Annotated in this window: 10 protein-coding genes; 8 read left to right on the top strand and 2 right to left on the bottom strand. The window is 54.1% G+C overall.

Annotated elements, in window-relative coordinates:
* Positions 1–309 precede the first annotated feature (309 nt).
* Genes hisZ through hisIE form a run of 8 tightly spaced genes read left to right on the top strand, consistent with a single transcriptional unit; the run spans position 310 to position 6,913 of the window.
* On the top strand, positions 310–1,551 hold the full coding sequence (gene hisZ / locus C7459_RS10245; protein ID WP_109688909.1) for an ATP phosphoribosyltransferase regulatory subunit: 1,242 nt from the start codon (positions 310–312) through the stop codon (positions 1,549–1,551).
* Between the two features lie 13 nt (positions 1,552–1,564).
* Positions 1,565–2,215: an ATP phosphoribosyltransferase gene (gene hisG / locus C7459_RS10250; RefSeq protein WP_109688911.1), complete on the top strand. Its 651-nt coding sequence runs from the start codon at positions 1,565–1,567 to the stop codon at positions 2,213–2,215.
* Positions 2,215–3,492 carry a histidinol dehydrogenase gene (hisD, locus tag C7459_RS10255; RefSeq protein WP_109689227.1) on the top strand — a complete coding sequence of 426 codons (1,278 nt, stop codon included), beginning with the start codon at positions 2,215–2,217 and terminating at the stop codon, positions 3,490–3,492. The genes hisG and hisD overlap by 1 nt, the downstream gene beginning before the upstream one ends.
* A 5-nt stretch (positions 3,493–3,497) precedes the next feature.
* Positions 3,498–4,088 carry an imidazoleglycerol-phosphate dehydratase HisB gene (gene hisB, locus C7459_RS10260; protein ID WP_109688912.1) on the top strand — a complete coding sequence of 197 codons (591 nt, stop codon included), beginning with the start codon at positions 3,498–3,500 and terminating at the stop codon, positions 4,086–4,088.
* 3 nt (positions 4,089–4,091) lie between these two features.
* Complete coding sequence (gene hisH, locus C7459_RS10265) at positions 4,092–4,712, top strand: imidazole glycerol phosphate synthase subunit HisH (RefSeq protein WP_109688914.1); 621 nt, start codon at positions 4,092–4,094, stop codon at positions 4,710–4,712.
* Positions 4,709–5,491 carry a 1-(5-phosphoribosyl)-5-[(5-phosphoribosylamino)methylideneamino]imidazole-4-carboxamide isomerase gene (gene hisA, locus C7459_RS10270; RefSeq protein WP_109688916.1) on the top strand — a complete coding sequence of 261 codons (783 nt, stop codon included), beginning with the start codon at positions 4,709–4,711 and terminating at the stop codon, positions 5,489–5,491. Before hisH ends, hisA begins: the two co-directional genes overlap by 4 nt.
* 1 nt (position 5,492) lies before the next feature.
* Positions 5,493–6,254 carry an imidazole glycerol phosphate synthase subunit HisF gene (hisF, locus tag C7459_RS10275; RefSeq protein ID WP_109688918.1) on the top strand — a complete coding sequence of 254 codons (762 nt, stop codon included), beginning with the start codon at positions 5,493–5,495 and terminating at the stop codon, positions 6,252–6,254.
* The gene (hisIE, locus tag C7459_RS10280; RefSeq protein ID WP_109688920.1) at positions 6,251–6,913 is read left to right on the top strand and encodes a bifunctional phosphoribosyl-AMP cyclohydrolase/phosphoribosyl-ATP diphosphatase HisIE; all 663 of its coding nucleotides are present in this window, start codon (positions 6,251–6,253) and stop codon (positions 6,911–6,913) included. The genes hisF and hisIE overlap by 4 nt, the downstream gene beginning before the upstream one ends.
* 44 nt (positions 6,914–6,957) lie before the next feature.
* Here hisIE and C7459_RS10285 read toward each other — a convergent pair whose 3' ends face one another.
* Together C7459_RS10285 and C7459_RS10290 are read right to left on the bottom strand one after the other, a co-directional pair.
* Positions 6,958–7,386 (bottom strand): hypothetical protein, encoded by a 429-nt coding sequence (locus C7459_RS10285; protein ID WP_109688922.1) that lies wholly within the window; start codon positions 7,384–7,386, stop codon positions 6,958–6,960.
* A gap of 18 nt (positions 7,387–7,404) precedes the next feature.
* Complete coding sequence (locus tag C7459_RS10290) at positions 7,405–13,617, bottom strand: DNRLRE domain-containing protein (protein WP_170119400.1); 6,213 nt, start codon at positions 13,615–13,617, stop codon at positions 7,405–7,407.
* Between the last annotated feature and the right edge of the window lie 47 nt (positions 13,618–13,664).

The following is a 13,664-nucleotide window of genomic DNA, read 5'->3' on the forward strand; positions in this document are numbered from 1 at the left end:
ATGAAAAGCTACGCAGAAATTAATACAACAACACCAAAGATAAGCAATGCTACTTATGGTGGAGATTTTTATTAACTGTACTGTACTTTTGTCTGCCGGGGGGCTGTCTTCGCGAAGTCGAAGACACAAGGACAAAGGGGACGTACAGATGCAGTACTTCGTGTTCCTAACTTACGGAAAACAGTCACGGCCCACAGCGGTCGTGGCTGTTTTCTTTTCGTTGACAGTGGGGTACGCTCAATGATAGGATAGCAATAGAAATCCTTTAGTGTATTAGCAGACTAAAGCGTCCAGGGAGCGGAAAACGAAATGACGAAACCGATCTTGTTTGAAAAACCGCGCGGAGTGCGCGATGTCTTGCCGCCGCTGGCAACCCGCAAGCGTGAAGTGGAAAAGCAAATTGCCAAAGTCTTTACCCGTTGGGGCTTCGAGGAGATCCTGACCCCGACGTTCGAATATGCGGATACGTTTCTGAACGGTGCGTACCGTGAGGACGAAGACCAGATGTTCAAGTTCATCGAGCGTTCCGGCAAGACCGTCGTTCTGCGCCCCGACATGACGGCACCGATCGCACGCGTAGTGTCCTCTCTATTGAAGGAACACCCGCTGCCGATCCGTCTGTCCTACAACGCGGCGATCTTCCGCCAACAGGAGCACAACGCGGGACGGGATGCGGAATTTACGCAATCAGGCGTGGAATTGATCGGCGATGCCAGTCCCGATGCAGATGCCGAAGTGATCGCGCTGGCTTGCACGGCGCTGACCGGAGCAGGCGTCACGGGGTTCTCCATCGCGATCGGGCAAGTCACCTACTTGCAAGGTCTGTTCGCAGAGCATGTTGCGGATGAAAACGTGCGCGCACGTCTCTCCGTCGCACTGGCGGAAAAAGACTTTGTGTCCTACGAGCGCACCGTACACGGGGAAATTGCCGATGATGCAGCGCGCACCGTCCTGCTCACCGTCCCGCGTCTGCGCGGCGGTGTTGAGATCTTGAACCAAGCGCGTGAATTGACGCACCACACCGATGCCTTGGCGGCGCTCGACAACCTCGAATCGATCTGGAATGTGCTCGTCCTGCACAACGTCGATCGGTATCTGCAACTCGACCTCGGGCTGTTGCTCGGGCAAGATTATTACTCGGGAGCTGTGTTTGAAGGCTACGCTCCGAATGTCGGCTTCCCGGTCTGCTCAGGGGGTCGCTACGACGAACTGCTCGGCAAATTTGGTCGTCCGGCACCGGCGACCGGTTTCATGATCGGTGTGGAGCGCGTGTTAGAAGTTTTGGAAAAAGCGACGCCAGGCATCACCAAGGAGCATTTTTTGGTGCTGTATGAAGAGCGTGACCGCTACCCGGTGATCGGATTCGCTTCCTACTTGCGTTCGAAGCAATTCATCGTGACCTCACAGCGTGTAGAAGATTCGGAAGCGGCGGCTGTTGAGGAGCGCGCTGGCTATTTCACGCCGATCGTGTTCAAAAACGGCAAGTTGTTGACGGTGGAACGGCTGGTTCAAGCGATGTACACCGATTTCAGTCATTCCTTCTCGCTCTAGGGGGCATAAATAGATGACCACACAAGCTGCATTGACCGTCGCGCTCTCCAAAGGGCGCATCATGGAAGCTACCTTAACGATCTTGCGCGAGGCGGGCATCCCGGTGCCCGAAGACATCGATTCGTCGCGCAAATTGATACTTAACACACCGGGTGGCGAGATCGATTTCATCCTCGCCAAACCGGTCGATGTGCCGACTTATGTGGAATACGGGGTTGCAGACCTCGGCATCGTCGGCAAGGACGTACTGGTCGAGGAAGGCCGCGACCTCTACGAACTGCTCGATCTCGGGATTGGCAGATGTAAAATGTCGGTTGCCGGTCTCCCGGAGACCCCGGCCCATTTTACGATGCCGCGGGTCGCATCTAAGTACCCGCGCATCGCAACGGAGTACTTCCGTGGCCGAGGGCAGCAGGTGGAAGTGATTTTTCTAAATGGGTCGGTCGAGTTGGCACCGTTGATCGGATTGGCGGAGCGGATCGTCGACGTGGTCGAAACCGGGCGCACGCTGAAGGAAAACGGCCTCATCGTACAAGAGGACATCATGGATATCTCCACACGCTTAGTCGCAAACCGCAGCAGTTTCCGCTTGAAGAGCGCCGTCATCGATGATTTCGTGCGCCGTGTGCGCGGTGTCGTGGAAACAGAGGAGGCAGCGCGATGATTCAGGTGGTACAAGCGGCAGATTTTTCGTTGAAGCGGGAGGACAGTGACGTCTACGAAACCGAACGCACGGCGGTGAAGGAGATTTTGACCCGTGTGCAGGCGGATGGCGACGCAGCGGTGCGCGCGTATACCGCGCGTTTTGACGGAGTGGAACTGGAGGACTTGCGCATCCCCGAGCAGCAGTTCGCGGACGCCTACAATCAAGTCTCAGAGGAGTTCGTCACCGCATTGCGTGCGGCGATCCAGAACATCCGTCGCTACCACGAAGCGCAGAAACGCCCGTCGTGGATGCTTCCCGACGAGGAAGGTTCTGTGCTAGGGCAGATCATCCGCCCACTGAAGCGCGTGGGGGTCTATGTGCCCGGCGGTCGTGCGGCGTACCCGTCCTCGGTGCTGATGAATGTGATTCCTGCACAAGTGGCAGGCGTTCCCGAGATCGTGCTGGTCACGCCGCCGGATCGGGAGGGAATGCTCAACCCGGGCGTCCTCGTCGCGATCAAGGAACTGGGCATCACTGAAGCCTATCGGATCGGCGGCGCTCAGGCGGTCGGGGCGCTGGCGTATGGCACGGAGACGATCGGTGCTGTCGACAAAATTGTCGGCCCTGGCAACATCTACGTGGCGCTCGCGAAGCAGGCTGTTTTTGGACAAGTGGCGATCGACATGATCGCAGGCCCGTCGGAAATCCTCGTGATCGCGGACGACCATGCAGATCCAGACTATGTGGCGGCCGACATGCTGTCCCAAGCGGAGCATGACCCGATGGCAGCCGCGATCTGTGTCACCCCGTCTGCTGACATGGCGGTCCAAGTCGCGAAGTCGCTCGCCGAACAGTTGGAAAAACTCCCTCGCCGCGAGATTGCGGAGGAGTCGTTGCGCAACTACGGCGCCATCGTGGTCACACAGGACCTCGACGAAGCGATCGCGCTCTCCAACCGACTGGCGCCTGAGCATTTGGAACTGATGATCGAGGATGCGCTGTCCTACCTCGGGCGGATTGAGAACGCTGGGGCGATTTTTGTCGGACGGTACTCGTCGGAGCCGGTCGGGGACTATTTTGCAGGGCCGAATCACGTCTTGCCAACAAGCGGCACGGCGCGTTTTTCCTCGCCCTTGAACGTGGATGACTTTGTGAAAAAGTCCTCCGTGATCCACTATGGCAAGCAAGCGCTCCTCAACAACGGGGATAAGATCATCACCCTCGCGGAGGCAGAAGGGCTGTCGGCCCACGCCAACGCGATTCGGATTCGCTTAGAAAAAGAAGGAGGCCGCTGACAGTTATGACGGCACGCATCGCAACGATCAAGCGCGACACCACTGAGACGCAGATTGAACTGACCTTGAACCTCGACGGAACTGGCAATCGGGACTTGAACATCCCGGTACCGTTCCTGCGACATATGCTCGACTTGTTCGCCAAGCACGGCGGATTTGACCTGAATATCCACGCGAATGGGGATATCGACATCGACGATCACCATACGGTTGAGGACATCGGCATCTGCTTGGGTCAGGCGTTCAAGCAAGCGATCGGGGACAAGGCCGGGATCAAGCGCTACGGCAACCGCTTCACTCCGATGGATGAGGCACTTGCACAAGTGACCCTCGACATCTCCGGTCGGGCCTTCCTCGTGTTCAACGCAGAGTTTCCGCGAGAGTACGTCGGCACATTTAACACCGATCTGGTCGAGGAGTTTTTCCGTGCGTTCGTGGGGAACGCGGGTGTGACGCTACACGTGAACCTCCAGTACGGCACAAACTCGCACCATATGATTGAAGGGATTTTCAAAGCATTTGGCGGCGCGCTCTCCGAAGCGGTTTTCCAAGACCCGAACGTGCGCGGCGTGCTCTCCACCAAGGGGGTCCTCTAAGCCATGATCGCGATCATCGACTATGGCATGGGCAACCTGCGTTCTGTGGAAAAAGCGCTGGAGTCCCTCGGCGCCGATCTCGTCGTCACCAGCGATCCCGATGTTGTGCGCCAAGCAGCGGGTGTGATCCTGCCGGGTGTCGGTGCATTTGGTGACGCGATGGAGAACCTGCGCCAACAGGGGATGATTTCCGCGATTCAGGATGTTGTGGCAGCAGGGAAACCCTTCCTCGGCATCTGCCTGGGCATGCAACTGCTGTTCACATCGAGCGACGAGCATGGGTTCAACGAAGGTCTGAATCTGATCGAGGGCCATGTGCGCCGCTTTCAGGGCGACTTCAAGATCCCGCACATCGGGTGGAATGATCTGACCTTGACGCGTGAGTCTGCCCTGCTCGATGGTGTGCAGAACGGAGACTACGTGTATTGGGTGCATTCGCTGGTCGTGGAGCCGGTGGATCGCGACGTGTTGTTGGCGACGACCGACTATTATGGCGAAGTGCCGGGCATCGTAGGACGAGATCATGTATTTGGCATCCAATTCCACCCGGAGAAGTCGAGCCGTGTGGGGTTGACGTTGTTGCGCAACTTTGTGGGCATGGTACGGGAAGGAGTGCGGGCATGAGTGAGTTTTTGCTGTATCCAGCGATTGATTTGCGAAACGGACAGGCTGTCCGACTCTATAAAGGCGACTACGACCAGATGACCGTGTATGACAACGATCCGGCGTCGGTCGCAGTGCGGTTCAAGGAAGCGGGCGCGAAATTCCTGCACGTCGTCGACCTCGACGGGGCGAAGGAAGGTTCGCAGCAGAACCGCCCGGTGATCGAGGCGATTGTCAAAGCGACGGGACTGCCGGTGCAAGTTGGCGGTGGGATTCGCAATGGCGAGACGTTGGAAGCGCTGTTTTCACTCGGGGTACAACGCGCGATCCTCGGCACGGCGGCGGTGAATGAGCCGGAGTTTGTGCGGGCGGCGCTGCAGGAATATGGGGAAAAGATCGCGATTGGGATCGATGCGAAGGACGGGATGGTGGCGGTGAACGGCTGGCTGGAGACCTCCACGATCACGGCGATCGACCTCGGGCGTGAGTTGAAGGGCGCAGGGGCGACCCGCGTCATTTTTACAGACATCTCCCGCGACGGCACGTTGACCGGGCCAAACATTCCGGCGATTGTCGAGATGGCCGAGAAAACTGGCCTCGGCGTGATCGCTTCAGGTGGGATCAAGGACACGAACGATCTGCTGGAGCTGGCGACGTACAGAGGTCGCGGGGTCATCGGCTCGATCATCGGCAAAGCGATCTACAACGGAAACATCGAGTTGGTGGATGCGATTCGCGAAGTCAATGGAGCGATTGGCGTGACTTCCACTACAACGGGATCGACCGAAGGGAGAGCGTAACGTGCTAACGAAACGAATCATCCCTTGCTTCGACATCAAAAACGGGCGGGTCGTGAAAAACGTCTCGTTCCTCACCAACGAACGAGACGCAGGCGATCCGGTCGAGTTAGCAAAAGTGTACGAGGAGCAGGGGGCAGATGAACTTGTGCTCCTCGACATCACAGCGACCAATGAAGGCCGTGCCACCATGCTCGACATCGTGCGCCGCACCGCCGACCAAGTGTTCATCCCGTTCACCGTCGGCGGTGGCATCAAGGAAGTCGAGGACATCCGCGAACTGCTTCTCGCTGGTGCGGACAAAGTCTCGATGAACACCGCCGCCGTCAAGAACCCGCAACTGATCACCGATGGTGCGAAGCGCTACGGTTCCCAGTGCATCGTCGTGGCGATCGACGGCAAGTGGAACGTGGAGATGCAAGACTGGGAAGTGATGATCAACGCTGGCAAAGTCTCGACGGGCCTATCCGCACTCAAGTGGGCGCGCGAGTGCGAGGATCGCGGCGCAGGCGAGATCTTGCTGACTTCGTTTGACCAAGACGGGCAGAAAAACGGCTTCGACCTCGATTTCACCCGCCGTGTCTCCGAATCGGTGCGCATCCCGGTGATCGCATCGGGTGGGGCTGGGGAGAAGTCGCACTTCTATGACGTGTTCACCACCGGCAAGGCAGACGCCGGACTTGCCGCGTCGATTTTCCACTTCAAGGAGACGACCGTCACCGAAGTGAAAAAGTACTTAAAGGAACGCGGGGTGAGCATCCGATGAGCGACACGAGCTGGATTGAAACGCTGAAATTCGATGACAACGGCCTGTTGCCTTGCATCGTGCAGGATGTGCAGAGCCGTGAAGTGCTGATGCTCGCGTACATGAATGCCGAATCGGTTGTGAAAACGCTGGAGACCGGCACCACTTGGTTCTGGTCGCGCTCCCGTCAGGAGTTTTGGAACAAGGGGGCCACTTCGGGTCACTTCCAGCAGGTTGTGCGCCTCTCTTACGACTGCGACCGCGACACTTTGCTGGCGGAAGTCAACCAAGCAGGAGCTGCGTGCCACACGGGCGCGTACAGCTGCTTTTTTGAAAAAGCGCACGGCGATGAAGCATCCCGCACGCCACACCGCTATGCGATCCTCGACGAGTTGCTGACCACGATTGCACAGCGAGATGCAGAGCGACCGGAGGGTGCGTACACCACGTACCTGTTTGAAAAAGGTCTGGAGAAGATCCTGAAAAAAGTCGGCGAGGAATCCACCGAAGTCGTGATCGCCGCCATGAAGGGCGACCGCGAGGAACTCACCGCCGAAGTTGGCGATGTGATCTACCACCTGTTCGTGCTGTTGCAGGAGCAGAAGCTGTCGTTCGACGAGGTGTTGAAGCTCCTCGAAGCCCGCCACTCGAAGAAGGACATTCAGAACAAGCAGACGTAAAAAGACACCGTGCCCATCGCGAGAGATGGGCACGGTGTTTTTTCTTACAGGCGTTTCACGGAGAATACGAGCTTGTCAAAGTTGGTTTCCAGCCCAACGTCGTTACAATGGTACACGAGGGTATCGCCTTCCTCTTGCAACAGCATACCGGCAGAGTACCCTTGTGAGTATTGATTTCTGCCATTGTGATGAATGTTGTAGATACTTAGCCAGCCATTCTCTGTGAAACATTTGATGATGACTTCACGTGGCGCGGTATCTTCCCAGAGATAGATCCCGGGGTGAAGTTGCCCATTGGCTTCAATGCCTTTGTCGGTACGCAGGAAGATCCCTTGTTTATTGGGAGAGTTGGTACTGAGGAAGTTTATCTGTACGAGTTGTGAATTTGTGATGGGCTGAACATCCCATTTGATCACATCGTCACGACCTTCAAAATGCTTGTTGTAGATTCTCTCTGTACCGATGTTAATCAAGGCACACACCTCTTCTTTTTAGGGTTGTGTAGGCAGGGGACCGTTATAAAATCTGTAGGGATCCACAATAGCATGATCCCAAGGCCATAAAGCATCTATATTCGCTTGGTTATGTGGATCGGCGCCAGTACGTCCATTAATATGGTGCAGTTCTTTAGGAACCCCAACTTCTTCGTGTAACGGAGCCCTTCCTTTTTGCATTCTAGTAAGGTCACTTGCTAAATACTCCTCGGGCGAGAACTTGGCTTCATTCTTCCAGTACCTTGATTTTGCAGTGCTCCAAGACGGATAATTCCCCGCTTTTGTCGGAGCATTGATTGGGTCACCCACTTTCCAGGCGTTAAGTGGGGGTCCTCCTACAGAGCCATAGAAAGCTGCAGAACCACCTGCAATTTCTTCGGAAGTCAGACCCATGATTCGTAAAACGTACTCCCATGCTCCTGACGGGTCCCCACCACTACTTGGTCCCGGCAGTTGGACGGCAGGCTCATCTGATTCAAATTTATTGCCAGTCGGATCTACAAAGTTTACAGGATCGTAGCCCGCGTATTCATAGTCCGGAACCGTTGAGATCGAGTCCTTGCTCAGGAAACGCCCCACAGTAGGATCGTAGTACCTTGCCATGAGGTAGTACAGGTTGTCGAAGGAATCGTATCTTGCATCCGCATATCGATACGGGTTGATGGTATCGGGTGTCGTCGGACTGATCAGTTTTCCCCAAACATCGTATTGGTACTTGACCGCTGGCTTGGTGAGGTCGGCGTTGTCCCAAAGTTCTTCGATATCGCCGTGGGCATTTTTCATGACGGTATACGACTTTAGAATTTTCCCGGTCGCATCTAGGGTCGTAATACCCATAAGACCCGACGGTCCCCACGTGTAGGATTTGGTAACGACACCGGAAACATTCGTTTCCGCCAAGACATGGCTGCTGAAACCATCATACAGGAAGTTGGTGATGACGCCGTCTACGTGAGCCGAATCGTAAACCTGCTGCTGCACGCGGCGGTTTTCGTGGTCATACTTGAACGTTGCCACAGGTTTGCCACCTGAGTCAACCTCTATCATTCGACCACCGGAGTCCCATTTAAATTGAAACAGGCCATTGGATAGCAGGTTCCCTGCATTGTCATAGGTGTAGTCTTGACTGTTGACTTTGACTAACTGGTTTCCTTTGTCATACAAGTAAGTGGTTGTCTGGACAGTTCCATCCGTTTTGGTGATTTGCTTTTTCGAGAGTTGACCATAGGGATTGTTGACCGCATCAATCTGATAGCTATACGTAGTCGTTTCGCCCGATGGCGACTTTTCCGTCAGGAGTTGGCCGTTTGCCGTGTAGGTGTACGTCGTCTTCCCGACATTGGTGGTTTTCGTAGAGACACGCCCGTTTTTATCATACGTGTACGCAAACGACGACTGTAAAACATGAAGATTGTTCTTGTTCTGCAACGTAACTGCATGTCCGTTGACGTCGTACTCAAAAGATGTTGTAAAGTCATTTCCGTACGTAACGGTGGATAGAAGGGTATTCTCCGTGTACAGGAAACGATTTTCCTTTTGGTTGAGGTCGGTCAGCGTCATCAGTTGATTCATCATGTTGTACTTTGCAGATTCTTGGTACGTAGTTTGATTGGCAGTCAGTGAACGACCGATCACCGAGCCAAACTCGTTGTAGGTGTAGCCAATGCTGTGTGTACTGTTGTCATACCATTTCGAGAGTCGGTTCATGCTGTTATACTCAGCAGAGCCAACGACGCCACTGGTCGTATCTTCAACCTTGGTGAGGTTGCTGTTCTTGTCATACTGGAATTGATACTGGGCGGTGTTGTCACTATAGGTCACGCTGCTTTTTCGATTCGCGGGATCGTAAGCCATCGTGACGTAATGATTGGTGACGAGAGCCGCACCGGGTGTGTACAGGCCGGTCGGTTCCGTGATGTTCTCCAAGTTGCCACTCGGGGTGTAGAAGTACTGTGTTGTGCGTCCCAAGTAATCGGTCACGGCTGTTTTTTGACCTAACTTGTTGTAACTGATTGAGGTTTTGTTATAGAGCGTTGTTTGAGTGGGGTCTTGTTCAGTCATTACGATCAGATTACCGTCACGGTCGTATGAATAATCGTGTCGAACGTCCTTGCTCGCAGGCGTTTCCCAAGACAATCGACCGGACTGTGGATCGTAGAACTTCGTCGTGACATTTTGCATCGGGTCTTGTGTCGATGTCACATGACCCAAATTGTCATACTCATAGGACGCTGTGTTTCCCAACGGGTCCACTTCGCTGTACTGACGGGTGTTGCTGGTGTCAATTCCGTTTGTATAGGAATACGTGGTGAATCCGGGAGTGCCGTTCGTGAGTCGCACATTGTCGAAGAAGATCGTTCCTTGTGCGGCGTCGGTCACCAGAATCGGGCGCAGAAAGGCGGTGTTCGGCACCGCTTTTTTTGCGTCGAGCTGGACAGACAGCATCGTCCAGTCTGTCGTACCGCCGAGGACCTCGGAATCGAGGTAGCCGATCTGTGTTTTGCTCGCATCATACTCCCCGATTCGAACCCGGCCTACGTTTGCGGACAGTCCTTGAGTTTTGACAAAGGCAGTCAGTGTGTACGAAGAATCGGGCATGTACGGTTGGTAATTCACCGCTCGAACTGCTGTGATCGCCGCAGCATTAGAGATGGAGACGGAACGGTTTTCTGCATACGCATCGGTGGTCACCCATGCGTTGGTGGCCGATTCCGCTGGAGTCCAGTAATCTGGGAAGCTGCTCGCACCGCGCTCGAAACTGCTGTTGTCCAACAGATTATAGGCGGTATCGACCGAGTATTTTTGTAACTGAATCGTGTCAAAAGAAGTCGTCCCCGTACCTGAGTTGAGGGATGCACCAAACTTGATACGCACAGAACTGGTGCCCTGCGGGAAGTCGGTTGGCAAGATCAGTTTTCGTAGACGCTGCCAGCCGGAGGTGTCGGCCAACTCCAAGCGCCCGATCTCATTCAACTGGGCTGCTCCGTTAGAGGGCAGCAGGGACAAGATACCCCGTTGATCTCCAGTGGTCGCTGTCGTTTTTACATACCCGGAGAGTACATAGGCGGAGTTGGGATCGATCGGGAGAGATGTATCAGAAGTCACAATTGAATAACTCGGAGAGCTAACCGATTGAAACCCGATTTGGAGGTCTTGCTTTCCGCTTTGAGCGGTCGAGTCGGAAGTGACCTGCCACGTTCCGTTGTTACCATCATAAAACTTCAAACCAGTCGTTCCTTGCTCAAAACTGCTGTTGACCACCAAATTGTCAGCCATCCCGATCGAGTTGCTGAAACTGGTGAGGTTGCCATACAGGTCATGTTTTTGCGCCGTACTTGTTCCGTAGGCGTCGTGGGAGGTCAGGTTGTTACTCTTGGTATCGAATGTGGATTTCACCACAGCCCCACTGAGCAACGTGTGGGATTTCAAGTCTGAGTTGCTGGTATAGTCGAAGTATTCGTATTTTCCTTCCGGGTTCTTGGTGTAGAGCAAGTTCCCGGTGTTGTCGTCGTACTTCTTGGTGTAGACGTTGTTTTTGGGATCGGAATACGAGGTGACTTTGTTTGACGTCCAATCATAAGTCGTCGTGAGAGACAAGCTGTTCGGATCTACTTGTGAATAATAGAGGTTTTGGTTCTCATTGTATTTGTAGAGATGCTTGCGACCTTCCCCATCGTAGCTGGCGGTTTGCATACCGGGTGGGTAGAATGTGTACTGCTTGCCTGAGGAGAACCGTGTCGCGTTGTCTGTCTCAAGCGTACTCAGTTTCTCCTCCAGCTGAACGCCATCCCAATAACTGCTCCCGGAACCTCCACTGTTACTAGCCGCCAGTCGTACTCGAACGTACGCTGTGCCCGCAGGGAGTGCAGAGGGAGCGAATGAAATTTGCTTTTGCTGCCAATCCGTGCTTCCCGTAATCGCTATTCGTTGTGTCTCGGGGAGCAATTGGAAGTTGTTATCATACGGATAGAGTGACAAGATGGTCGTCTGAGAAGCGGATGTTGCTTTCATGAAACCGCTCAGTGTGTACTTCGCCGTAGTGGCATCAATCGCAAACGGGTCGGACAGGTACGTAGAGTAGCCCGCTGCAGGGAAGTCTACTCCAAATGCATTGTTGTTGTAGACATGCCCGCCGAGAGACGTTACTTTCCCGTTGTTGAGCCCATCGTAAAAATAGAAATGGTCCGGCAGATTGTTACCGCCCGAGGAGACTTCAAAGTTGCCGTTCACCAACATGTTGATCGGGCTGATGCCCGTCATTCGACGGCTGCTGTCATCGTTGGCGTCTGCGGAGTACATGTAGTACGTTCTGCGTTTGTTAGCCGAAGTTTCAGAGACAAGATAATGCCAAGAATCGTAGGCGTACTCCAGCGTATCAAGTGTTCCATTTGTGGCTGATGGCAGCGTGACCTTAAACAAATCTAGAGACCCAAGGTAGCCATAAGACCAGATCCGTCCAGCCGGGTCGGTGGCTTGGTCAATCAATCCGTTTCCGTTGTAATGCAGGTTGATCGTATGCGAGGCACCGTCTTTGATCGTGGAGATGTGATGATTCGGATCGTATCCAAACGTGACGGTGTTACCCGTTGCGTCGGAGATTGCGGAGATCACGTACTGACCGGCCCGAGCTGGGTCAGGGATGAAGCTGTAGACGGTCTTGTCTACCATCGTCAGGTTGGCGGAGGAACTGGTCACGTTCAGTTTCCAATGCAGGCCGGTTGGCGAGACGTAGTTGCCTGTTGCATCTTTGGGGAAGTAGTAGATCGTCCCGTTGCTTCCGTTCAGACGAGCGATGCCATCTTGCAAGGCATAGAGCCGCATGTCCAAGGGAGAAACCCAGTTGTAGCCGAAGACACCGACTCCTTTGGCGCGGCTGTTATAAGTGCGAGAGAGGGACAGGTCTACACCACGACCGGGATAGGAAATATCGGTGATGGAGTCGACCATGTTCATGTTGCCCATGTTGACTTGACCGTCCATCGACCAGTACTCCTGAGATCCCAATCCATCGATGTTGTAGGTCACACTTAAATAAGAATGCGAAGCAGAGGCGTCGGCCAAACCAGTGATGGCACGGACGACATCGTTTTCATTTTTGTAAAGCAATTCTACCCCATAGTTATTTTGGATCCCGAGATACCAATCGCTGACCAGGCTTTTGAGCGGGATCTTCCACAACTCGGGTACGTACTGGTTGGTTACGGTATAGCTTCCGTCGATACCGCCAATCGCTGGTTGTGTGTTCCAAGCGACATTATACGAATCCCAAAACGTATTGATCCGGTGTGCATCTACCGTAGGCGTTTGTGTTACGTCCATCTGGTACCCCGAGTTGATCACGTATAGAGAGGCGTCAGAAATGACGGAACCAGCCGGCAACGCTGGCAACCGGAATTTCAAAAGCGACCGGGTAATCCCTTTGTTGACGCTGTTCCCGATCAGGAGGGAGGAATATTGGGAGAACCGAACGTTATTCTCATCGATCCCGGTAGGATACTTTGAGGCGATCATAGAGTTCGCCAAGTACGAGTCATCGGTGCCAACGCTTGGGTCGACGATGATTGGATAGCTGCGTTCTGGATCTTGTAACCAGACTGGGTCCACGACGAGATCAACGAATGTATGGCCTGTGCTGTCTTGACGGAATTGATAGGCAGCCTTGGTCGAGGTGTCGCCTTTGGCGTCGATCAAAATCGGCGGGTCGAATGTAAAACTCGGTTTCTTGGAAGTGCCTTTGGTGAAAGCAACCGACCCGTCGTCTTGAATCTTGTACTGTAGAGTATTGAGGTCCATGCGGAACGAGAAGGTGGTCTGGGAGGTCGGTTTTTTCAGAATGATCGATTCTTTGACGCCTGTGAAGGTCGCTGCGTAGGAGAGGTCGATGTCTTTGGCGGCGTTTTTGAAGTCTTGTTTGTTGTCTTTGTTCACCCCTTGTATATCGTCGGTGAAGACAGGTTCAAATGACAGTACGGCATCCTTGGTTTTCAAACTGACAGGACCGCCGTGGGCTGTGACAGGGAGCGAGACGTCGAAGGAATTGGCCTTGTTGTGCAGACGGCCGTCCGATTCGAGTTGCAACGTGGAGTCGATCGGCAGCAGTTTGCCGGTCGCAGGGTCTTCGTAGTGGATGGGTTCCAGATAGATCTGTTCCGTGAAGGAACCATCCGCGTTTTGAATACGTTTTGAGTTGAGGGTACGGAATTGTTCCAAGTCAGACTTGCTGGAGCTGTTCACAGCAAGTGGTTGGGAAGCGGGCG

Origin of the sequence: Tumebacillus permanentifrigoris, assembly GCF_003148565.1 — a bacterium.
GTDB classification, from domain to species: domain Bacteria; phylum Bacillota; class Bacilli; order Tumebacillales; family Tumebacillaceae; genus Tumebacillus; species Tumebacillus permanentifrigoris.